This is a genomic window from Avibacterium sp. 21-599 (assembly GCF_026226765.1).
Taxonomy (GTDB): domain Bacteria; phylum Pseudomonadota; class Gammaproteobacteria; order Enterobacterales; family Pasteurellaceae; genus Avibacterium.
The window spans coordinates 1,541,527-1,564,496 of sequence record NZ_JAKKOB010000001.1; the positions used below are offsets into that span (position 1 = coordinate 1,541,527).

Sequence of the window (22,970 nt, forward strand, 5' to 3'; positions counted from 1 at the left end):
TTAACATCGCTCCCCTTGCTTTGGTGAGGGGAGTTTTGAGGAAAAAAGAAAATGGCTAAAGAAATTCAAATTCCAGATATTGGTGGCGATGAAGTAACCGTTACCGAAGTAATGGTAAAAGCGGGTGATACGGTTGAAGTTGATCAATCAGTAATTAATGTTGAAGGTGATAAAGCCTCTATGGAAGTGCCTTCACCTGAAGCGGGTGTCATTAAAGAAGTATTAGTAAAAGTTGGTGATAAAGTTTCAACAGGTACACCGATGTTTATTTTAGAAGGTGCAGCTGCTGCACCAGCACCTGCCGTGGAAGAAAAAGCTGCGCCTGCTGCTCCACAAAGTGCGGGTGGTTCTGTGATTGAAATTCACGTTCCAGATATTGGTGGCGATGAAGTAAACGTGACTGAAATTTTAGTGAGCGTAGGCGATTCTGTTTCAGAAGAACAATCTATTTTAAACGTAGAAGGTGATAAAGCCTCTATGGAAGTGCCTGCGCCTGTAGCTGGTGTGGTAAAAGAGATTCTTATTAAAGTAGGCGATAAAGTTTCAACGGGTTCATTAGTGATGAAATTTGAAACGACTGCCGCAGCGCCAGCAACGCAACCAGCGGTTGAGGAGACAACTGCTCCTGCAGCAGTCTCTGGTGGCGTGCAAGACGTTCACGTTCCAGATATTGGTGGTGATGAAGTAAACGTGACTGAAATTATGGTTGCCGTGGGCGATAGTATTTCTGAAGAGCAATCATTAATCACGGTTGAAGGCGATAAAGCCTCAATGGAAGTGCCTGCCCCATTTGCTGGTGTAGTGAAAGAAATTTTAGTGAAATCAGGTGATAAAGTTTCAACGGGTTCATTGATTATGCGTTTTGAAGTTGCAGGTTCAGCACCAACTGCTGCGCCAGTGGCACAACCAGCTGCACAAGCCCCCGTACAAACTCAAGCAGCTAGCCCAGCACCAGCAGCGCAATCTGCGCAATCGGCTAACCAAGCAGAAGTTACAGCGAGTGCAAGTTTTGCTCACGCAACACCAGTTGTTCGCCGTTTAGCGCGCGAATTTGGCGTAAACCTAGATAAAGTGAAAGGAACAGGTCGTAAAGGTCGTATCCTAAAAGAAGACGTTCAAGCTTATGTGAAAGCGGCAGTGAAAGCCGTAGAAAGCGGTTCTGTCTCTGCAACATCAACAGGTGCAGCAAATGGTGCGGGTTTAGGCTTACTCCCTTGGCCGAAAGTGGACTTCAGCAAATTTGGTGAAGTAGAACAAGTGGAATTAGGTCGTATCCAAAAAATCTCTGGTGCAAACTTACACCGTAACTGGGTAATGATTCCGCACGTTACACAATGGGATAAAGCGGATATCACGGATTTAGAGCAATTCCGTAAAGAGCAAAATGTGCTTGCGGAAAAACAAAAACTTGATGTAAAAATTACCCCACTTGTATTTATTATGAAAGCGGTAGCGAAAGCCTTAGAAGCTTATCCACGCTTCAATAGCTCGTTATCCGAAGATGCACAAAGCTTGATCTTGAAAAAATACGTTAATATTGGCGTCGCAGTCGATACGCCAAATGGTTTGGTTGTACCAGTATTTAAAGATGTGAACAAAAAAGGCATTATCGAACTTTCACGTGAATTAGCGGAAATCTCGAAAAAAGCACGTGCAGGTAAATTAACTGCTTCGGATATGCAAGGTGGTTGTTTCACCATTTCAAGCTTAGGTGGTATTGGTGGTACACAATTTACGCCAATTGTAAATGCCCCAGAAGTGGCGATTTTAGGTGTGTCTAAATCTGAAATGACACCAGTGTGGAATGGTAAAGAATTCACACCACGCTTAATGTTACCATTATCACTTTCTTACGATCACCGTGTGATTGATGGGGCAGATGGCGCAAGATTTATCACCTTCATTAATGGTGTATTAAGCGATCTTCGCCGTTTAGTAATGTAATTTCCTGAGCGTTTCTCATTAATAATGGGAAACGCTGTTTAGTTAAAGTGCGGTGTAAAAATCGCAAGAATTTAACGAGGTAAAAAATGAATAAAGAGATTAAAACACAAGTTGTTGTACTTGGTGCAGGCCCAGCTGGTTATTCAGCAGCATTCCGCTGTGCGGATTTAGGCTTAGATACCGTTATTGTTGAACGTTATTCAACCCTTGGTGGAGTGTGTTTAAACGTTGGTTGTATCCCATCTAAAGCCTTATTACACGTTGCGAAAGTGATTGAAGAAGCAAAATCTTTAGCGGAACACGGTATCGTATTTGGTGAGCCACAAACCGATATTGACAAAATCCGTGGTTGGAAAGAAAAAGTTATCAATCAACTTACAGGCGGCTTAGCTGGAATGGCTAAAATGCGTAAAGTACAAGTCGTAAATGGTTATGGTAAATTCTCAGGCCCTAATACGATTATTGTTGCGGGTGAAGAAGGTGAAACAACCATTCATTTTGATAATGCGATTATCGCAGCGGGTTCACGCCCAATCCAATTACCATTTATCCCACACGAAGATCCACGTATTTGGGATTCAACAGATGCACTAAAATTAAAAGAAGTACCACAAAATCTATTGATTATGGGCGGTGGTATTATCGGTCTTGAAATGGGTACAGTATATCACGCACTTGGTTCTAATATTGACGTAGTAGAAATGTTTGATCAAGTGATCCCGGCTGCCGATAAAGATATTGTTCAAATCTACACAAAACGTATTGAGAAGAAATTCAACTTATTACTTGAAACCAAAGTGACTGCGGTTGAAGCAAAAGAAGATGGGATTTATGTTTCAATGGAAGGCAAAGCAGCGAATGAAACTCGCCGTTATGACGCCGTGTTAGTTGCAATCGGTCGTACACCAAATGGTAAGTTGATCGATGCCAATGTTGCTGGTGTAGAAGTGGACGATCGTGGCTTTATCCATACGGATAAACAAATGCGTACCAATGTGCCACATATCTTTGCGATTGGCGATATTGTTGGGCAACCAATGCTTGCTCACAAAGGGGTACATGAAGGTCATGTCGCTGCAGAAGTGATTGCAGGACAAAAACACTATTTTGATCCGAAAGTCATTCCTTCTATTGCCTATACTGAGCCAGAAGTAGCTTGGGTAGGTAAAACAGAAAAAGAATGTAAAGCTGAAGGTATTAACTACGAAGTTGCAAAATTCCCTTGGGCAGCATCAGGTCGTGCGATCGCTTCTGATTGTGCAGATGGTTTAACTAAATTGATCTTTGATAAAGATACTCACCGCATTATCGGTGGTGCTATTGTCGGTACAAACGGTGGTGAGTTGCTAGGTGAAATTGGTTTAGCCATTGAAATGGGTTGTGATGCAGAAGATCTTGCATTAACTATCCACGCACACCCAACTTTACATGAATCTGTGGGCTTAGCCGCCGAAGTATTTGAAGGTTCAATTACAGATTTACCAAATCCAAAAGCGAAAAAGAAAAAATAAATTTCTTATCTCTTTAAAGCCTTTCATTAGAAAGGCTTTTTTATTATCAAACTATTTTGCCAAGTTGTGATCTTCATCACAGTGAAATTATGACTATCATCATAATTGACTTTCTTACCCACCAAGTAAACTAAATCTACGGTTAATTGACGGAGGAGAAGTTATTATGTGGCTGACGATTTTTAGTTTTCTATTTGTAACAGGGGCAGTTGCGTGGGTCGCTTGGCAAAAAACCAAAAATGATGATTTATCAACAGCGAAAGGATATTTCCTTGCTGGACGGGGATTAAGTGGTTTAGTTATTGGTTGCTCTATGGTATTAACATCATTATCTACAGAGCAAATTATCGGTGTCAATGCGAATTCCTATAAAGGTAATTTTTCCATTATAGCTTGGACGGTTCAATCGGTTATTCCACTTTGTTTCTTAGCACTGTATTTATTACCAAAATATATTCGCAATGGCTATACCACCATTCCAGAGTTTTTTGAAAGTCGTTTTGATCGCCAAACTCGCTTGATTATGTCTGGATTATTTTTAATTTTTTATTTATTTATCGTAATTCCGACCGCACTTTATACTGGAGCAATTGCGTTTAATAAAATTTTTAACTTAGAAAGCGTATTTGGAATGAGTTACGCTGAATCTATTGTTTATACCGTGATGGCAATTGGTTTTATTGGCGCAATTTATGCCATCTTTGGTGGTTTAAAAGCGGTGGCTGTATCAGATACGGCGAATGCGATTATCTTAGTTATTGGTGCTATATTAGTCCCTATTTTTGCGCTAATTTATTTGGGAAATGGGAGTTTCATTGAAGGGCTACATATTGTTGGAACAACCCATATTGAAAAATTTAATGCAATCGGTAGTGCAACGGATGCGGTACCTTGGCCAGCTATGTTTACAGGCATTTTGATTGTAAACTTTTTTTATTGGACGACGAACCAAGCGATTGTGCAACGTGCATTAGGGGCAAAAGATTTAAAATCAGGCCAGAAAGGGATTTTGATTGCAGCCCTCTTCTTGCTTTTACTCCCTACCATTTTAAATTTACCGGGTTTATTGAGTTTTCATATTTTAGGGGAAGGAATAAATCCAATCGATTTGTCCTATCCAGAATTAGTCAATCGAGTATTACCAACCGTATTACAAGGGTTCTTTATTGCGGCATTATTTGGTGCAATTTTAAGTACATTCAATTCCTTCTTAAATTCAGCGGCAACCATTTATTGTAAAGATTTATTACCTTCACTAACGCAAAGAACTTTCAGTGAAACCGAATTAATTGTTTATGCGAAAAAGGTTTCAGCAATAATGGCAATTATCACGATCATTATTGGTCCTTTATTAATGTTTGGTACAGAGGGGATTTTCTTGCTTACTAAACGTTTTGCCGGTTTTGTCAATATTCCTATTGTTGCTTTATTTGCTGTCGGGCTATTTAATAAAACCGTATCAGGGTTAGCCGCACGTATTGCTTTATTGGTGCATATTATCTTGTATTTCCTCATTGTTTGGGTGTTTAATGTAAAAGTAAATTTTGTATATGTTATGGCAGCACTATTTGTTTTTGATGTCATATTAATGCTCGTCTTAGGGTTATTCTTACGCAGAAAAACGCCTTATGCTGATAATCTCTCTAACCAAAGCAATGTCGATTTAAGTAATTGGGAATATATTAATATTACGGTAGCCTCCCTTGCTTTAGGTTTGGTTTCACTTTATGCACTGCTTTCACCTATTGGGCTTGCTTCAGAAAATGGGAAACCACTTTGGGTGCTTGCAGCTTACGTTATTCTTCAAGTGATTTTATTTGTGGTAATTGGTCGAAATAAGAAAAAGGTGTAATCAATGAAAAATGTAATTTATATTCTTTTAGATCAAGTTAGAAAAGATATGCTCGGTGCGTATGGGCATCAGATTGTCAAAACGCCGAATTTAGATCGTCTAGCGCGAGAAGGCGTGCGTTTTAACAACGCTTTCACGCCAGCTTCAGTATGTGGACCTGCACGTACGTCATTATTTACAGGGCAAATGCCGTCCACACACGGCATTATTCGTAATGGAGAAAAAGGCGGAATAGGGGAAGTGCCTCCTGAGCAGCCTCATATCGGTAAATTGGCAGGATACAATTGCTATGTAGCAGGAAAATGGCACGTTGGCACGCGATCTGTGCCAAAAGATTACGGTATTAAAGGGCATAATTTTGACGGGTATGGCTACCCAGGAAGTCGCGTTTATAAAAATTTAGTCTTCGATCAGGCGCCAACTCAACCAAATCGTTATCCTGAATGGCTTGCAGAAAAAGGTTTCCCAACACCTGAAGTAAGTTTAGCTTATTTTGGTGACAATCCTCATCTACGCGTTCAAGAGCTGTGTGGTTTGCTTTCTGGCACAAAAGAACAGACATTACCTTATTTTATTATTGATGAAGCGAAAAGTTTTATCCAAGAATCGCTAATACAACACAAACCTTTTTTTACTTGGATTAATTTTTGGGGACCACATACTCCTTGCATTGTACCGGAGCCTTATTATTCAATGTATGATCCAAAAGACGTCGTGTTAGATCAGAGCTTCTTTAAGCCTTTAGAAGGAAAACCGGGACATTATCGTACGATTTCTAAAATGTGGGGAATGTGGGAAGCTAGTGAAGAACGCTGGAAAGAGGTCATAACCAAATTTTGGGGATATATCACATTAATTGATGATGCCATTGGTGACTTATTTGACTTCCTTGAAAAACACAATCTTTATCAGGATTGTTTTATTGTCGCCACCGCAGATCACGGCGATGCAATGGGCGCACATAGAATGATCGAAAAAGGGGAGTTTATGTTTGATACTACCTATAATATTCCTCTGATTATTAAAGATCCACAATCCCAACGTATCAACGAAGTAGATGATAATTTAGTTTATTTGCACGATTTAACTTCCACCGTTTTTGATGTTGCAGGACAACCCATTCCAGAAACTTTTCAAGGGGAAAGCCTATTGCCCATTTTACGAAAAAGTGAATCCAATGATCGCAAAGGGCTACTCGCTCAACTAGCGGGGCATTTTGTTTATTTTGAACAAAGAATGTGGCGTAGGAAAGATTACAAACTGGTCTTTAATGCAAGTGATGTAGGAGAATTGTACGATGTTCGTAATGACCCTGAAGAGTTACATAATTTATTTTCTGATCCCAAATATCAGCAAGTGAAAAAGGAAATGTTAGAAGAAATGCGGGCAGAAATGCTGAAATATAAAGATCCACTAGAAAACTGGGTATATCGTATTATTAATGAAGTGTAGTGCCATAAAAAAGTGCGGTAGAAAATTTTTGAGTTTTTCACCGCACTTTGAATTTCCCCTAAAAAAGCGAGAAACGAAATCAACTTATGAAACATAAAAGACAAACTGAATGTATTTTAGTTTATTTTAGTTAAAATCGCTTTCTGATCTGGCGTAATAATTTCAATTTGTTTTGGAGGTCTTTTTTGTCGGTGTAAAATGGCAATGATATTGTCAAATTTCACGAGATCTTGAAATTCACCATTGACTTGATATTGCGCGGTATCTACATCGGGCAGAAAGATTAAAAAGGTACTAATTTTTGTACTCCGGATCGTTTCCAGTTTTATTCCATCTTTATTCTCCACCTGATAACGAGGTTGTTCACGTTTAGTATATTTAGCTAACAGTTTGCTATCTTGACTTAATTTTAAGATAGACTTTAATTTCTCAAACTGTGCTTTATCAATGGGTTTTTCTTTAGTTTGCTTCTCCGCAGTAGTTGAATGTGCATCTATTACAGTGGTGGCACTTGTTACTGGGAGTTCTGCAACTTTGGGGGCGGTGTCGTTTCCTCTAGTGGAGCATTTTGTTTATTTAGCGGGGTGAGCGTATTTTTTGCACTTGGCTCATCTGTTTTTTCATTCTTTTGGAAATCAATAGTAGAAAACGCTGGAGGGGTTTCTTCTTGATAACTGATGTCGCTAATAAATTGCGGTTTTTCAAGCGGTTGCGTGTTTTCCCCCACTAAAGTGAGTACAACATTATCATTAAGTATATCGAAACGAATACGTTGTCCCTTTATTTGTTGGTTAATATGAGAAAAGAGTTGGTTAAGGCTTGCTTTGGGCATTTTTTCTAAATTAATTTTAGTTGAAGGATGTGCCTGAAAGCTGTAATAACCCACACCAAGTTTGTCTGCAAGAAGTTGTGAAAACTCGCCAATATTTCCTTTGTAATTTACCGAAAGCGTTGCATTTTCATAATAGGATAACGGGGGCGTTGATAACGCCACCGTGTTTATTGAAATGCCAAGTAATCCTAAGAATGTTTTGATCTTACGTAAATTTTTCTTTTTCATTCTGTTATCCTTTTTATTCTTTTACTATCCGTTTACCAAGCAAAGCCTACGCCAGCGCCAAAGGCTACATTACCAGTTTGTGAGGCGGCACCACTAAATTTGTAAGAAATTCGACCATTATCAGATAAATGACTAAGACCGACAGAAATTGCCGTGATGCCATTACTGTATCCTGTTCCCGCAGAAAGATAGCTTTGCCCCGCCCTGACAGCTGTTGGCATATTTGCCATTGCCACAGCGGTGGAAACAGCGCCTTTAATCTGTTTCACATCATGCTCCACTTTATTTACGCGTCCATCTAATCGCCTGATTTCCCGATCAAATTGTGCTACATCATGCTCCACTTTATTTACGCGTCCGTCTAATCGCCCTATTTCCCGATCAAATTGGGCTTTATTAATGGCATCTGTTGGCGCAATCCCTTCACTAATGCCGGTTAAACGGCGAGTTTCACCTTGGTTATTGTAGAATGAAACCAATTTGCCATCACGATGTCCCGCCACAGAGATAAGGCGAGAGCTTGGGTCTTGCTTCACTAAACCTAATTTCCCTTCATCAACCGCTTTTGCCATTTGATAAAGCTGGCTACCATTAACAGCATCGGTGCTTTTCTCGTTAATTAGCCCAGCGGCAACATATTGAATACGGCGTTCTTTGCCTTTATCCCCCACGGTTACCACCCCTTGAATATTTTCACCACCAGCGAATTTATAGATTTCACCGAGAATTTGGGCGGAATTATAATCTGTGGTACCCGCAGTTTCCTCGGTGCGAGAGGTGGTTGCCGTAGAGCCATTCCCTAAATTGACCGAGTTTTCAGCGGTTTGGGTAATGTTGGCACCAATGGCTACCGCATTATTATGGGTGACAACGTTATCAGCACCAATGCTAATGGCATTTTCTCCTGTTACAAGGCTATTAGCACCGATACCGACCGCTTTTTTTCCTGATACGCCAATATTCTCACCAATTCCTACCGCACTTTCGCCATTAACGATTGCCTTATTACCAATTGCAATTGCGCCTTCTTTTAAGGCTTGTGCTTCATTACCTAGTGCAACAGAATTTTTACCACTTGCCTTGGATTTATTACCTATCGCAACCGCATTTTCCGCAGTCGCTGTGCTTTCTGTACCAAACGCAATGCTATTTTTGCCGGAAGCAAAGGCATTAGTGCCTTGGGCAAGGGCGTTTTCGCCTTGATTCATAGAGGTGTTGTCGAGTTGTTGCTGTAAGCCTAATAAGGCGTTACGTTTTTCGGTTAATTCCTGCTCCAAGCGGTTTTTTTCTGCCTGTTTTTCTGCAATTTGTTGCTCTGTTTCTGCTTTGAGTTGTGTAGCATTTTGTTCTTCAGGGGTTAGCTGAATTCTTGCTATTTGATTTTCTAACGTTGAAATTTGATTATTAATACGGTTAATTTGATTTTGTTTTTCCGTTATTGCGTTAGCTTGTTTATTCGCTTCAGAAATAACTGCTTGGATTATCTCGTTTTTAGGGTCATAAACGCGTAATCCCTTATCTACTTCATTTTCAATTTCTTGCCAATTTTTAATTAACTTATCAAATTCAGCCTGTGCGGTATCGGTTAATTTGGTTGGCTTGAAATAATGAACAAAATTTGATTTATCTTTTGCTTTTTCAATAATTAATTTACGCTGTGCAATGAGTTCAGCATTAATTTTATCCCGCTCATCATCTGCAAGAGTGCTATTTTCGAGTTTAGCTAAATTATTGAGGTAATTTCCTACGAGATCATTAAACGCTTTATGTTTATCTAGTGTGATTTTAAATTCTTCTTTATCAAATGCCCATTTGTCAGTGTTCCAGTCAATTTTTTCATAATATTCATTAAAACTCTTATTTAAGCTTTTTAGTCTAGATACAGTTTCATCCTCTAGATTGACATTTGATGCTAGATTCCTAACTGCTCGATCATACGATTCAAAATCAGCATAATAAGTTTGATTGTAACTAGCAAACTCAACTTTACTTGTTAAGGGGGGTCTGTATAACCTAAAGTAATCTGATGAGTAATGCTTACCATAACTCTTTATTGTATTTAGTAGGATACTATCTTTCCCTAGAATATCTGAAATATTGGCTGGGGTTAGTATATGCCAAAGAAGAGCTTTTGCTATATAGTTAGTGGAGTTGTTAATAGTAAGATCAAGACCTTGACGATAAGGTGATTCACGAGTGACAAGATATGTGTTTATGCTTTGTTTAATACCCTCAGTATTCATTCTATAATTGTTGTCTATAACAAGTTTTTTTAGATTGTTTGAACCAGTCCTGGTGGCAAAAAACCTATCACTATTATATAAATCAGAAGATGAACGTTTGAGCTTCTTGTCAATTGCTTCGCTATTAGTAGCATATCCGCCTTGAGCATTGATATAACCATCAATAATTTTACGATAGTCTGCGGTAGTATATTGTAGGTTAGCAAAGTCTTTTTCAATTATCCCTTTCAGATCATTAGCTAATTCATCACGACGATCGTTATTACTATCTTTTAATTTATTCCAATCTAATAGATTTAAGGTATTCTCGAAATTTTTATATTCTATTTTAGTTTTGCCTTTGAATACGTTGGAATTAAAGCGATTTTGTAGCGCAGCAAGCTGGTTATTTTCCGTGGAAAGATCTTGTTCTTTTTGTTGCTTTTGCTGAGTGAGTTGATCACGCTGAGTGAGTTTTCGATCTGCTCGTGTAATTGCATTTTGATAGCGGTTCAGGTAATTGAGTAGAATAGTTTGCTCACGTTCATTTTCTTGTAAACGAAGGGTGTTGTTATTGATGAGCGTTTCAGTTGCTTTTATATTATTGACGAGCTGATTATATTCATTTAAAAGAAGGTGAAACTCTTCTTTACTGATATCGCCCCCTGTCGCAATCGCATTACTCCCGATTGCTTGGCTATGGGTTCCCGTTGCAATGCTTTCTTTACCCAACGCAATATTATTTGTGCCTACGGTAATGCCTTTTGGCAGACTATCTTCAGCAAAAGAAAAAGAGGAAAAAGTGGTGGATAATCCACAAAAAATAAGAAATGAGAGTTGATTTAGTTTAAAGCGGGAGCTACGCTTTGACTGACTGACTGACTGACTGACTGACTGACTGACTGACTGACTGACTGACTGACTGACTGACTGACTGACTGACTGACTGACTGACTGACTGACTGACTGACTGACATTGTTTACCTCCAAATTGGGTTGTTACTCTGCTTATTCACCCTATTTTTGTTTGCGTTAGTTAGGTAGAAAAAATAGCAAGGGTGATAAAGTTGGCTATTTTATATTAAATTTAAGGAGGTTGGAAAGTATTTCTTAATCCTACTGTCATTTCTTTTTAAACTGTCAATTGATAGATTGAACGTATTATTTATGACATAAAATGATGTAATCGCGATTACCTTGGTAATCTAATGGCGACTTGAGCATACAAAAAGTGCGGTGAAAAATCACCGCACTTTTGTTTTTGGGGCTTGAGCGCGTTTAAAATTTTGCTTTCCAATAACCGAGCCACTCTTTTAGGGCTTGCATATTCGCAGGCATTGCGCTGGCTTGGGGAATAAAGTGCATCAGAGTTAAGTCATAATTTTCAGGGGTAATGCCATTGCCTACGCTTGCAGGAAGAACACGAAATCCTTGTTTTTCAAATAAGAATTTTGCACGTTGCATATGCCATTGATTTGTTACCAAAATAATACGTTGAATATGTGCTTTTTCTAATAAAGCGCGCGTAAATTGTGCGTTTTGAATGGTGGTTTGTGCTTTTTCTTCTAGCCATTGTGTTGGGGTGTGGAAAAAATCTTGTAGCTCTTTTGCCATAATTTTAGCCTCCGAATTACCATTTGGACTTGCACCAGTAATCAAAATCGGCAATTGGGTTTGTTGATGTAAATAAGCAGCATAACGTAAGCGTTCAAGAGGAATGGCAGGCACAGCAAGCGGACCAAATAATTCGTTACTATCTCGTAAACCGCCACCTAGCACGACGATTGCTTGTGCTGTTTTGTAATCGGCAAGGCTGAGTGGGGGTTCTTTAACGAGGCTATCTTGCAATTTTTGTGCGGTATAGGGAATACTGAACACATACAAAATTGTAATGCCTAAAACAGCGCAAATAAGGCTCAGTTTTTTGTATTGTTTTCTCGCCAAAAGTAAAGAAAAAATCCATAAAATCAAAATATTAAATGGCGGAAGAATGAGGGCTGTAATAAGTTTGGTGAGTAAATACATAAATAATATTGAGTTGAACAATTTGCTGTTTAGCATAAAGGGCTTGTAATCTTTTGTAAAGATACTCAATCCTTTTGGAACTCTGGCGTATTCTGTTTTAAAATAGCCACTTTACGCTGATAAGTAGCTTTATAGGAAAGATGGTTAAACAATGAACGAGATTTTAGTTTCTCTGAAACAAGATTTAAAGCAAATCCTTGATGTGATCGTGGATAAAAATGATGTGTTGTATTTTGATTATCCGCTCCATCTAAATGTGGGGGATTTGCTCATTTATGCGGGAACAGAGGAGTTTTTTCAGGATTATCAAATTCATATTCGATTAAGACGTTGTTTACAAAGCTTCGATCTTGATGAAGTAAAAAAATATGTCAAGCCGACGACGACCTTAGTGTGCCACGGCGGTGGTAATTTTGGTGATCTTTACCCCGCAATTCAGGCAATGCGTGAGGCGTTGGTGCAAGCCTTTCCGAATAATCGCATTATTGTTATGCCACAAACCGCCTATTTTTCTCACCCGCAAGCAAAAGAAAAATCAGCAGCCATTTTTTCTGCGCATAAAGATTGTTATTTATTTGCACGTGATCAAGCCACTTATCAATTAATGAAAGCACAGTTTTCTGATAAGGTGTTTTTATCGCCTGATATGGCACATCAACTTTATGGTTCAGCATTGTTGCAAAAGCAACGTGCGGTGCAAAAATCGGCAGAAAAAACCTTATATTTTTTGCGTAAAGATATTGAAGCAAGCCATTTGGAAAAAAATATCCAAGCCGCATTGCCTACAAGTGCGGAAATAAAAGATTGGGAAGATATTCTTACCACTCAAGATAAATATTATGAACGTATTTGTAGCGGATTGGCGAAAATAGCCAATAAATATCATCAACCTTGGTTAAAAAATGTTGTTAATAATTTATGGTATCGCCATAGCTTGGCGGTAATTGAACGTTGCAAGGAGATTTTTCAAGGCTATGATTTAGTGGTAACAAGCCGATTACACGGGCATATTTTTTCTTGTTTGTTAGAACTCCCTAATGAAGTTTGTGATAATTCTTATGGTAAAAATTTAGGCTATTATCATCAATGGACGCAACATATTGATTTTGTGAAAGTTTATGAAGAATAAATCCTTTACAAAACTGCTGATTACCACCTTCTTAACCACGGGACTCACAATGGTGAGTTCCTTTTTACTGGCTCGTTTGCTTGCAGTGGAAGAACGTGGTGCATTGCAGCTTTTTATTACTTCTGTTACCTATGTGGTTACGATTGCCACGGGGGGAGTAGGGTTTTCTCTTGCACTTTGCATGCGTAATAACCAATATCATCATTGGCGTTATTATTTTGCGGCTTTTTTATTATTTTCACTATTTGTATCCAGCCTTGCGCTTTTATTTTTTAATATTACATCATTTCATTATTTATTTATTTTAAATGTTGTTTTTACCGCTATTTTTACGATTACCCTAGAAAAAAGTAAAATTGATGCTAATTTATCTCTTTATCGCTTACTTTCTTTGCAACAGCCTATTTTAGCCGTAGGCCTATATGGCGGGTATTATTTTCTTTTTGGTCAGCAACATTTAGAAAAAGTGGTTCAACTCTTAACAATTTTAACATCAATACAGGCTTTATTTGCACTTTATGCCCTAAATAAAATAGAAAAGCAAGTTAAGCAAAAAACGGAAATACAAAAGATTATTCCAACTAATTTCTTTAAAAATTGGTTAAAACAAAATTTACTACAAGTTTTTGGTGCGACAACAGTGAATTTAGACCGATTTCTAATTGTCGCGTTAATGGGCAATTATACCCTAGGTTTATATACTGTTTGCATTGCTTTTGATGCGTTGCTAACTCGTATTATCAATATGATGGTGGATTATTATTATTCAGGTTTACTTAATAACCTAAATCGTATTCGTGCCGTGTTAGGGCTTATCATATTAATGGGAATCAGTGCGGTGGTCATTGTGCCGTTTTTAGCAGAGCCAATTATTCATTTATTTTTTGGTAATGCCTATGTTGAAGTTGCGCCTGTGTTATTATGGTTCATTATTAATTCATTATTAGCGGGGCTTTCTTGGCTATTATCACAAAATATGCTGATGTTAGGTAAGCAAGTCTTATTATTTACCCGCCAAATTATTTCTATCCTTGTGTTAGTTGGCTTATTTTTTATTTTCAAAGATCAAGGGTTATATGGAGTGGCTTACGCGTTAATTGGCGCGAGTTTAGTGAGATTGATGATTTCACTGATTTACTATTATAAGTTTCCAATAAAAGTAATTAATTAAGTTGGATAAAATGAAAAAATTTCTTATTTCTTTAGATAAAGATCATCAACGCAGAGAACTGTTTTTTTCTCAGCCTGACACACAAGATTTTACGGTGTTTAGTGCCATTAATACGATGCAAGAGACGCCAGAAAATCTCACCGCACTTTATGATCAAGAAAAATTTTTACAACGCTACGGAAGAAACGTAACCAAAGGGGAAATTGGTTGTACATTAAGCCACTTGGCGGTATATGCCTTAATTGCCAAGGATACAAGCATTCAGGAAGATGAATATTGTTTAATTTGTGAAGATGATGCGTTGTTTAATCAAGATTTTCAATATCATTTAACGGCATTGCTTAAAGAAAATATTCAGTCAGATATTATACTTATTGGACAATCAAAAATTGATCATTTCAATCATTCAGAATTAGAAATTAATTATCCAACCACCTTTTCCTTTTTACGTCATCGTATTTCTGGTACTGGGTTTTCTTATTCATATCCTTACCGTAATTATTTTGCCGGTACGGTCGCTTATTTAATTAAAAAATCTGCAGTAAAACCTTTCTTAGCAGAAGAAAAACCCTATTGGTTAGCCGATGATTATATTTTATTTGAAAATAAATTTGCTTTAGATATACAAGTTATTCGCCCTTTATTAGCCATTGAAAATCCAACATTAATGAGTAATTTAGAAGCGGTGCGTGGCAGTGCCAAACATTATTTTTGGCAAAAATTAATGAAATACCCATTGAAAAAATTACTTGCCATTAAGCGTAATCTAATAGGTGGAAAATAATGTCTGCGCTAGCTAATTTATTTTATCTTTATGATCCTTGGTTATTTCATTTTTTCCGAATGGCATTTTTTGTTGGCGGCATTACGCTTGTTTACTTGGCTTATCAGGTGTTAAAAAAGCAACGTTCACAAGGCATTTTTATTCCTTTAGATAGTTTAATCGCAATTATTACGTTAATTGCGTTAAGTGCAATTCCAATGTGGCTACACCAAACGAAAGATTATTCTGTTTTATTACAATACAGCAAAACCCTTATTTTGTTTATTTTTGCTATTGGAATTTATAATGTTTTTTATTTTAATAAGCAGGGGAAAGGCTTGCTTATTCGAGATTTAAAAATCGGTATTATTATTCAATGGATTGTTGGCATTACAGCATTAATAGGGATTGAGTTTATGGTAGAGTTGGCGATTTCAAGCCATATCCTACTGCCACGTTTTTATGGTTCAGAACAAGAATATCGTTTATATAATCTGACTTCATCGGCGTTCTTCCAATTAAGTGCTTTTTATCTATTTTTGTTACATTTCTTACTGGCTTACAACAAAGTGCAGAATAAATTAAGTGCGGTGTATTTATTTTTAATTTTATGTATTGGGCTTATTTCAGGAAGAACATTTTTATTGCTTTCAATGGTAAGCATTGCCATTTATTTTAAATGGAAATATCTTCCTGCTGTCCTCTTATTTGGATTGCTCTGTTTAGGGTTGGCATTTTATTGCCCTGAAAATCCTTATGTCGCTCACGCATTAGAACCGTTAATTAATTTACTAAACCATCAAGGACTGACTAGTTCATCAACAGATACATTAATGAAGCGCCATTTATTTATTCCCGAATTAAACCAATTTCTATGGGGTGATGGACAATATGTTATGCCAGATGGAAAATATTATGGTCTGACAGACAGCGGTTTTTTACGCCAATTACTTTATGGTGGAATAGGGTATTTAGCTATTTGTTTTTTATTTACCGCTTATTTTGTGCGTAAAGTTGCATTAAATTGGTTTAATGGGAGCTGGCTATTTAGTTTATCTACATTATTGATATTTTCCGTATTAAATATTAAAGCGGATACTTATGCTTTCCCGGGAATAATGTTAGTGCTACTAATGTTCTTATCTTTATTTGGACAGCAAGGGAAAAATCTCTTCTTATTTAGAAAAGAAGGAAAACAAAATGTTTAGTATTATCGTGCCATCTTATAATCGGCAAGAGGAAATTCCAGCCTTATTAGAACATTTAATTCAACAAACCGTGCATAATTTTGAGGTCATTATTGTTGATGATTGTTCTAAAGAAAAGGTGTTTATCAAAAAAGATTATCCTTTTAAGGTAACCGTTATTCGTAATGATCAAAATCAAGGGGTAGCAGAAAGCCGTAATATTGGGGTAAAAAATGCAACGCAAGATTGGTTATTATTTTTAGATGATGATGACCGTTTTGAAAAGCATAAATGTGAAATTTTAGGAAAAAAAATTGCAGAAAATCCAGTGATGAATTTTATTTATCATCCTGCAAAATGCGTAATGGTTAATGAAAAGTTTAGCTATGTTACGCATCCTTTGACACAGCAAAAAGATCTCAATTTAGAAAGTATGTTATTAGCCAATAAAATCGGTGGAATGCCGATGATAGGGATTAAAAAATCTTTCTTTTTCGCTTTAGGTGGGCTTTCAACCCAATTAAAATCGTTGGAAGATTATGAATTTGTATTAAAAGTGATTTCATCACCTGAATTAAAACCGTGCTATGTCGATCACGCTTTAACTGAATGTACATTTCATACCCAACGTGCGAGCGTTTCAACGAATTTAACCAATACGGAACAAGCGATTGCATTTATTCAGAAACATTATGTGAAAACGCCTATTCAGCAACAACGCTTTGCAATAAATTCACTTTATATGCTTGCTTATCCTTATATTATGAATTTATCACGCAAGGCGAGTATTTATTATTGGAAAATGTTTAAATTAAGCAAGAATATCAAACCACTGATTATTGCAATCATTATTTTTATTTCACCGAAATTAGCCATTCATTTGAAAAGGTTTATCTAATGAAATTTTCAGTTTTAATGTCCTTATATATAAAGGAAAACCCACAATACTTGCGTGAATGCTTAGAAAGTTTGCGCGCACAAACCTTGCCCGCAGACGAAATTGTTTTAGTGTTTGATGGTGCAGTTACGCCTGAGCTAGAAAGTGCGGTGCAAAAATTTGTGAATTTTTTACCGTTAAAATTAGTTAAATTACCTGTAAATCAAGGGTTAGGTAAAGCATTAAATGAGGGGTTACGGCATTGTACCAATGAATGGGTGTTGCGTATGGATACGGATGATATTTGTGATCCCCAGCGTTTTGAAAAACAAATCAATTTTATTAAGCAACATCCTGAAACCATTATTTTTGGAGGGCAAATTGCTGAATTTGGTACGGATATTCAAGACATTGTAAGCTATCGTAATGTCCCCACTGAGGCGAAAGAGATTGTTGATTTCACGAAAATGCGTAGCCCCTTTAACCATATGACCGTGGCCTACCAAAAAGCAGCGGTATTGGCTGCGGGAGGTTACCAAGATATTCAGGAAGATTATTATTTATGGATTAATTTAGTTGCGAAATATCCGCAAAATGTCGCTAATTTACCTGATATTTTAGTTTATGCGCGTGTAGGGAATGGAATGGTATCTCGTCGCCGAGGCTTAGCTCAAGCGAAATGCGAATGGAATTTATTTAAATTAAAACGGAAAGTTCAATTGCAATCGCTTATTTCGGGATTTATCGTTTTTTTATTACGAGTTTTACCACGTTTATTACCTGTTTCATTATTGAAATTGGTATATAAATTTTTACGTAAATAATGTTTTATTTTTTAAGGAAAGCCAATGTTTAGCAAAAAGTTAATAGTGACTTCATTATTTTCAGCCGTTTTATTATCAGCCTGCTCAAGTAATGATTCCATTAAACCCGTGGGGGAAAATGCGCAATATAATAAGCCTCGTACATTAAATAATTTTGATGATTATGTACGGTTTTTAAAAGCCAAAGCCGCAGGGCAAGGAATTTCAAGTGCGGTGCTAAATGCACAACAAAATATTCAATATATTCCTAAAGCAGTGGCATTGGATAAACAACAAGCGGGGAAAGTAAAAAAACGTGATCCTAGTGCGCCAAAAGTGGTTAATCCTAATGGGGTAACGAATTATCTTAACCGCGTACTGACCACAAATAAAGTGAACATTGCGGAAGAACGTTATTGGCAACAGTTACCACAATTAGAAAGTGCGAGTAAAAAATTTGGCGTACAAAAAGAATATTTAATGGCACTGTGGGGAATGGAAAGTAGTTTCGGTTATTATCAAGGCTATTATGATGTGCTTTCCGTATTAGCAACCCTTGCTTTTGATGGACGCCGTGAGCCATTATTCAGTAAAGAATTTATTGCGGCAATGAAAATGTTAGAACATGATCATATTCAACGTCACAAAATGAAAGGCTCGTGGGCAGGCGCAATGGGACAAACGCAGTTTATGCCAAGTTCTTACCTTAGCTATGCCGCAGATGGCAATGGTGATGGTGAAAAAAGATATCTGGAAAAACCATTATGATGTCTTTGCTTCTATCGCCCGTTATTTACATACGGTGGGCTGGGACGACAAATTGCCTTGGGGCGTGGAAGTACGCTTAAATCAGTATATTAGCCCGAATTTAACAGGCATTGAAACGCACAAAGCGCGTTCATTACAAGATTGGCAAGCTCAAGGCGTTGAACTCAAATCCTTCAATTTAGAAAGTACGCAAAATCTCACCGCACTTTCTCATACAACCTTATGGCTTGTGCAACCAGATGGTGAAAATGGACGTACTTTCTTAGTTTCAAACAATTTCCGCACCTTGCTTGACTGGAATCGCTCTAATTATTTTGCGGTAAGTATAGGAATGTTTGCCGATCGTATTCGGGCGAAAGTGGGGGGATAAGGTCAGTATTTTCCCTTCTTTTTCTAAGAAGGGAAAATTTTATCCTTTCATTGCCTTAATATGCGATTTTAAAGTCTGCTCAATTTCATAAATCCAATCTAATTCAAATTGGGTGAAACCTGCTTGAATACGGGCATCTGTGTTGATCGCACCTTTAAAAATCACAATACGATATTTACGCAATAAATCGCTGAAACATTGCATTGCATCCAGTCCTCGTTTGGCAGAAAGGGCGTGATACCAATGGTTACCAATAGCAACGTGACCAATTTCATCACGCAAAATAACATCGAGAATTTTCACCGCATCAAAATCTTTGCGTTGTGCGATTTTTTCTTGCATCACTGGTGTGGCGTCTAAGCCTCTTGCTTCCAAAACACGCGGTACTAATGCCATTCGTTCCCAAATATCGTGTGCGGTAGCCTGTGCCATTTCCCATAATCCGGCGTGTGCTTCAAAATCGCCATATTCATAACCTAAGGTTTTTAAGTGATTGTTTACTAAAGTAAAATGCGTGCTTTCTTCATAAGCAACGCGTAACCAATCACGCGTAAAAGCCAACCCTTCGCCTAATTCTTTTTCCGCTTCACGGGCAAACCGCCACGCTGCATCTAAGCCTAAATTAATCGCATTAAATTCAATATGTGCAATAGCGTGTAATGTCGCTGCATAGCCTTCTTGTGTGGCAAAAGAACGTTTTGGCACAGCGTGTGGTGCAACCAATTTGGGTTTATCCGGAAACGTAGCCATTTCTTGATCTTTTTTTACCACGGGGAAATCCGCCAATTCCGCTTGTTCAATGCGAGGTAGCAGTTCGCTATATAGGGCGTTTACTTGTTCACATTTTTTCGCGGGATCTTTTTCTTGCAAGGCTTGTGTAACCTGTTCCCAAAGTTGTGTGATTAAAAGTGCGGTCATTTTTTTCCTTATTTTTCGCTAAATCGAATTAAACCTTCTTGTTGAGTGGTGGCAATTAAACGCCCTTGGCGATCGAAAATTTGCCCACGAGATAAGCCTCTTGCGCCAAAGGCGTTAGGGCTTTCAATGGCGTAAAGTAGCCAATCATTAAGATCGCTGGCACGATGAAACCAAATAGAATGATCAATGGTTGCCAATTTCATTCCTGCTTCTAAAAAGCCTTTTTGATGTGGGTGAAGGGCAGTGAGCAATGGATGAAAATCAGAGAAATACGCCAATAAGCATTGCTGAATAGCGCGATCTTGTGGGACTTCACCGTTTGCTTTCACCCAAACATATTGTTCGGGTGGCAACACCTTGCCTTGAAAAGGATTATTGATGTATTTGCTACGAATATCAAAAGGTCGGTCGGCAGTAAATTTCTCACGAATTGGCTCAGGAATATATTGTGCCAGTTTTTGCAACGCCACATTTTCAGCAAGAAAGCTATCTGGCTCACCCACATTTGGCATTGTCGTTTGATGATCAAAGCCATTTTCCTCCATTTGGAATGAGGCAGTAATATGGCAAATCGCTTGATTATGCTGAACGGCCTTCACTCGCATTGCTGTGAAATGATGCCCTTCGCGCAGCACTTCCACATCGTAAATGATTGGGTAGAGGCTGTCTCCGGGCGCGAGGAAATAAGCGTGGCAAGAATGTAATAGACGATCTTTTGGTGCAACTTGAATTGCCGCAGAAAGTGCTTGTGCTACCACCTGCCCACCAAATACTTGACGTAAACCTAAATCTTGGCTTTGTCCTCGAAAGAGAAAATCATCAAGTTTTTCAAGCTTTAGGAGTTCAATAAGTTGTTTTAATACAATACACATTTATAGTTACCTTTGATTGATTTGTTGGCATATTTTACGTTAAGTTTTACTCGTGTTAAATCTCTTTTTAGGAAGGTTCTTGTAGTCAGATCTGCAACACAAATAGCTTAATGAGTTTATTTTGTTTATGCTGACTTAGAGGATTTTTTCTCATAGATATATCTTACCTAAATGAAGCTTTTAGTTGTCATCTAGGACGGATAGCCAAAAAATTTGTAAAAAATTGTCAAAAAAGACTTGCAAAGATTTTCGAGATGTCTATAATACGCCGCACACAACGACGCGACGTTGTAGAAATTAAGATGATACAAATCGCGTCGTTCTTTTTTGCTCTTTAACAATCAATCAGACAATCTGTGTGGGCATTCGTTGATTTTCAAAAAGATTTAAAATTTAGAAATCAATGATGCTTAACTTGAAATTCGAAAAGAATATAACGTTATGTATTCATTGAGCGAGATTAAACTGAAGAGTTTGATCATGGCTCAGATTGAACGCTGGCGGCAGGCTTAACACATGCAAGTCGAACGGTAACGGGTTGAAAGCTTGCTTTCGATGCTGACGAGTGGCGGACGGGTGAGTAATGCTTGGGAATCTGTTTTATGGAGGGGGATAACCATTGGAAACGATGGCTAACACCGCGTAATATCTGAGGATTAAAGTAGTGGGACCGGAAGGGCACTAGCCATAAGGTGAGCCCAAGTGGGATTAGGTAGTTGGTGGGGTAAAGGCCTACCAAGCCTGCGATCTCTAGCTGGTCTGAGAGGATGACCAGCCACACTGGGACTGAGACACGGCCCAGACTCCTACGGGAGGCAGCAGTGGGGAATATTGCGCAATGGGGGGAACCCTGACGCAGCCATGCCGCGTGAATGAAGAAGGCCTTCGGGTTGTAAAGTTCTTTCGGTGATGAGGAAGGTGGACGTGTTAATAGCACGTTGATTTGACGTTAGTCACAGAAGAAGCACCGGCTAACTCCGTGCCAGCAGCCGCGGTAATACGGAGGGTGCGAGCGTTAATCGGAATAACTGGGCGTAAAGGGCACGCAGGCGGTAAATTAAGTGAGATGTGAAATCCCCGAGCTTAACTTGGGAATTGCATTTCAGACTGGTTTACTAGAGTACTCTAGGGAGGGGTAGAATTCCACGTGTAGCGGTGAAATGCGTAGAGATGTGGAGGAATACCGAAGGCGAAGGCAGCCCCTTGGGGAGATACTGACGCTCATGTGCGAAAGCGTGGGGAGCAAACAGGATTAGATACCCTGGTAGTCCACGCTGTAAACGCTGTCGATTTGGGGGTTGGGCTTTGAGCTTGGCGCCCGTAGCTAACGTGATAAATCGACCGCCTGGGGAGTACGGCCGCAAGGTTAAAACTCAAATGAATTGACGGGGGCCCGCACAAGCGGTGGAGCATGTGGTTTAATTCGATGCAACGCGAAGAACCTTACCTACTCTTGACATCCAAAGAAGGTTTTAGAGATAAGACTGTGCCTTCGGGAACTTTGAGACAGGTGCTGCATGGCTGTCGTCAGCTCGTGTTGTGAAATGTTGGGTTAAGTCCCGCAACGAGCGCAACCCTTATCCTTTGTTGCCAGCATGTAGAGATGGGAACTCAAAGGAGACTGCCAGTGATAAACTGGAGGAAGGTGGGGATGACGTCAAGTCATCATGGCCCTTACGAGTAGGGCTACACACGTGCTACAATGGTGCATACAGAGGGAAGCGAGCCTGCGAGGGTGAGCGAATCTCAGAAAGTGCATCTAAGTCCGGATTGGAGTCTGCAACTCGACTCCATGAAGTCGGAATCGCTAGTAATCGCGAATCAGAATGTCGCGGTGAATACGTTCCCGGGCCTTGTACACACCGCCCGTCACACCATGGGAGTGGGTTGTACCAGAAGTAGATAGCTTAACCGAGAGGGGGGCGTTTACCACGGTATGATTCATGACTGGGGTGAAGTCGTAACAAGGTAACCGTAGGGGAACCTGCGGTTGGATCACCTCCTTACCGAAGAGAAGACGAATGTTCACACAGATTGGTTGATTGA

15 protein-coding genes, 1 rRNA gene and 1 pseudogene are annotated in these 22,970 nt (G+C 38.7%); 12 read left to right on the forward strand and 5 right to left on the reverse strand.

The features are described 5' to 3' along the window. Positions 1-51 precede the first annotated feature (51 nt). The 4 genes from aceF (at position 52) to L5B83_RS07415 (ending at position 6,759) form a co-directional block, all read left to right on the forward strand. Entirely contained in the window at positions 52-1,944 is a 1,893-nt protein-coding gene (gene aceF, locus L5B83_RS07400; protein WP_265778028.1) for a pyruvate dehydrogenase complex dihydrolipoyllysine-residue acetyltransferase, read from the forward strand. A gap of 86 nt (positions 1,945-2,030) precedes the next feature. Further along, complete coding sequence (gene lpdA, locus L5B83_RS07405; protein WP_250350226.1) at positions 2,031-3,455, forward strand: dihydrolipoyl dehydrogenase; 1,425 nt, start codon at positions 2,031-2,033, stop codon at positions 3,453-3,455. A 166-nt stretch (positions 3,456-3,621) separates the two neighbouring features. Beyond that, positions 3,622-5,307, forward strand: coding sequence for a solute:sodium symporter family transporter (locus tag L5B83_RS07410; RefSeq protein ID WP_265778029.1), 1,686 nt, complete (start codon positions 3,622-3,624; stop codon positions 5,305-5,307). A 3-nt stretch (positions 5,308-5,310) separates the two neighbouring features. Next, on the forward strand, positions 5,311-6,759 hold the full coding sequence (locus tag L5B83_RS07415; RefSeq protein WP_265778030.1) for a sulfatase-like hydrolase/transferase: 1,449 nt from the start codon (positions 5,311-5,313) through the stop codon (positions 6,757-6,759). A gap of 514 nt (positions 6,760-7,273) precedes the next feature. Here L5B83_RS07415 and L5B83_RS07420 read toward each other — a convergent pair. The 3 genes from L5B83_RS07420 to L5B83_RS07430 form a co-directional block, all read right to left on the reverse strand. Next, positions 7,274-7,819, reverse strand: coding sequence for a hypothetical protein (locus L5B83_RS07420; protein WP_265778031.1), 546 nt, complete (start codon positions 7,817-7,819; stop codon positions 7,274-7,276). Between the two features lie 32 nt (positions 7,820-7,851). After that, entirely contained in the window at positions 7,852-11,031 is a 3,180-nt protein-coding gene (locus L5B83_RS07425; protein ID WP_265778032.1) for a YadA-like family protein, read from the reverse strand. 288 nt (positions 11,032-11,319) lie between these two features. Continuing rightward, entirely contained in the window at positions 11,320-12,066 is a 747-nt protein-coding gene (locus L5B83_RS07430; RefSeq protein WP_265778396.1) for a YdcF family protein, read from the reverse strand. Between the two features lie 151 nt (positions 12,067-12,217). Between L5B83_RS07430 and L5B83_RS07435 the strand changes: the two genes are divergently transcribed. The 7 genes and pseudogenes from L5B83_RS07435 (at position 12,218) to L5B83_RS07465 (ending at position 19,134) form a co-directional block, all read left to right on the forward strand. After that, positions 12,218-13,195 (forward strand): polysaccharide pyruvyl transferase family protein, encoded by a 978-nt coding sequence (locus L5B83_RS07435; protein WP_265778033.1) that lies wholly within the window; start codon positions 12,218-12,220, stop codon positions 13,193-13,195. Continuing rightward, positions 13,185-14,366, forward strand: coding sequence for a lipopolysaccharide biosynthesis protein (locus L5B83_RS07440; RefSeq protein ID WP_250350522.1), 1,182 nt, complete (start codon positions 13,185-13,187; stop codon positions 14,364-14,366). Before L5B83_RS07435 ends, L5B83_RS07440 begins: the two co-directional genes overlap by 11 nt. A 10-nt stretch (positions 14,367-14,376) precedes the next feature. Then, positions 14,377-15,150 (forward strand): glycosyltransferase family 25 protein, encoded by a 774-nt coding sequence (locus L5B83_RS07445; protein WP_265778034.1) that lies wholly within the window; start codon positions 14,377-14,379, stop codon positions 15,148-15,150. Continuing rightward, positions 15,150-16,337 carry a hypothetical protein gene (locus tag L5B83_RS07450; RefSeq protein WP_265778035.1) on the forward strand — a complete coding sequence of 396 codons (1,188 nt, stop codon included), beginning with the start codon at positions 15,150-15,152 and terminating at the stop codon, positions 16,335-16,337. Before L5B83_RS07445 ends, L5B83_RS07450 begins: the two co-directional genes overlap by 1 nt. Then, positions 16,330-17,214: a glycosyltransferase family 2 protein gene (locus L5B83_RS07455; protein WP_265778036.1), complete on the forward strand. Its 885-nt coding sequence runs from the start codon at positions 16,330-16,332 to the stop codon at positions 17,212-17,214. Before L5B83_RS07450 ends, L5B83_RS07455 begins: the two co-directional genes overlap by 8 nt. Continuing rightward, a complete protein-coding gene (locus tag L5B83_RS07460; RefSeq protein ID WP_250350518.1) occupies positions 17,214-18,017 on the forward strand; it encodes a glycosyltransferase family 2 protein in 804 nt (267 codons plus the stop codon). Before L5B83_RS07455 ends, L5B83_RS07460 begins: the two co-directional genes overlap by 1 nt. A 24-nt stretch (positions 18,018-18,041) precedes the next feature. Next, a pseudogene (locus tag L5B83_RS07465) lies at positions 18,042-19,134 on the forward strand (lytic murein transglycosylase). Positions 19,135-19,173: 39 nt separating this feature from the next. Here the strand turns inward: L5B83_RS07465 and L5B83_RS07470 are convergent. Continuing rightward, complete coding sequence (locus L5B83_RS07470) at positions 19,174-20,052, reverse strand: ferritin-like domain-containing protein (protein ID WP_250363191.1); 879 nt, start codon at positions 20,050-20,052, stop codon at positions 19,174-19,176. 8 nt (positions 20,053-20,060) lie between these two features. Beyond that, positions 20,061-20,924, reverse strand: coding sequence for an acyl-CoA thioesterase II (gene tesB / locus L5B83_RS07475; RefSeq protein WP_265778037.1), 864 nt, complete (start codon positions 20,922-20,924; stop codon positions 20,061-20,063). 462 nt (positions 20,925-21,386) lie between these two features. Here tesB and L5B83_RS07480 point away from each other — a divergent pair. Then, positions 21,387-22,930: ribosomal RNA gene (locus tag L5B83_RS07480) — 16S ribosomal RNA — on the forward strand. Positions 22,931-22,970 lie beyond the last annotated feature (40 nt).

Excerpts from the sequence above, each read along its gene's own strand:
- aceF (WP_265778028.1), top strand. The coding sequence starts at position 52 with ATGGCTAAAGAAATTCAAATTCCAGATATTGGTGGCGATGAAGTAACC.
- lpdA (WP_250350226.1), top strand. The coding sequence starts at position 2,031 with ATGAATAAAGAGATTAAAACACAAGTTGTTGTACTTGGTGCAGGCCCA.
- L5B83_RS07410 (WP_265778029.1), top strand. The coding sequence starts at position 3,622 with ATGTGGCTGACGATTTTTAGTTTTCTATTTGTAACAGGGGCAGTTGCG.
- L5B83_RS07415 (WP_265778030.1), top strand. The coding sequence starts at position 5,311 with ATGAAAAATGTAATTTATATTCTTTTAGATCAAGTTAGAAAAGATATG.
- L5B83_RS07420 (WP_265778031.1), bottom strand. The coding sequence starts at position 7,819 with ATGAAAAAGAAAAATTTACGTAAGATCAAAACATTCTTAGGATTACTT.
- L5B83_RS07430 (WP_265778396.1), bottom strand. The coding sequence starts at position 12,066 with ATGTATTTACTCACCAAACTTATTACAGCCCTCATTCTTCCGCCATTT.
- L5B83_RS07435 (WP_265778033.1), top strand. The coding sequence starts at position 12,218 with ATGAACGAGATTTTAGTTTCTCTGAAACAAGATTTAAAGCAAATCCTT.
- L5B83_RS07440 (WP_250350522.1), top strand. The coding sequence starts at position 13,185 with ATGAAGAATAAATCCTTTACAAAACTGCTGATTACCACCTTCTTAACC.
- L5B83_RS07445 (WP_265778034.1), top strand. The coding sequence starts at position 14,377 with ATGAAAAAATTTCTTATTTCTTTAGATAAAGATCATCAACGCAGAGAA.
- L5B83_RS07450 (WP_265778035.1), top strand. The coding sequence starts at position 15,150 with ATGTCTGCGCTAGCTAATTTATTTTATCTTTATGATCCTTGGTTATTT.
- L5B83_RS07455 (WP_265778036.1), top strand. The coding sequence starts at position 16,330 with ATGTTTAGTATTATCGTGCCATCTTATAATCGGCAAGAGGAAATTCCA.
- L5B83_RS07460 (WP_250350518.1), top strand. The coding sequence starts at position 17,214 with ATGAAATTTTCAGTTTTAATGTCCTTATATATAAAGGAAAACCCACAA.
- L5B83_RS07470 (WP_250363191.1), bottom strand. The coding sequence starts at position 20,052 with ATGACCGCACTTTTAATCACACAACTTTGGGAACAGGTTACACAAGCC.
- tesB (WP_265778037.1), bottom strand. The coding sequence starts at position 20,924 with ATGTGTATTGTATTAAAACAACTTATTGAACTCCTAAAGCTTGAAAAA.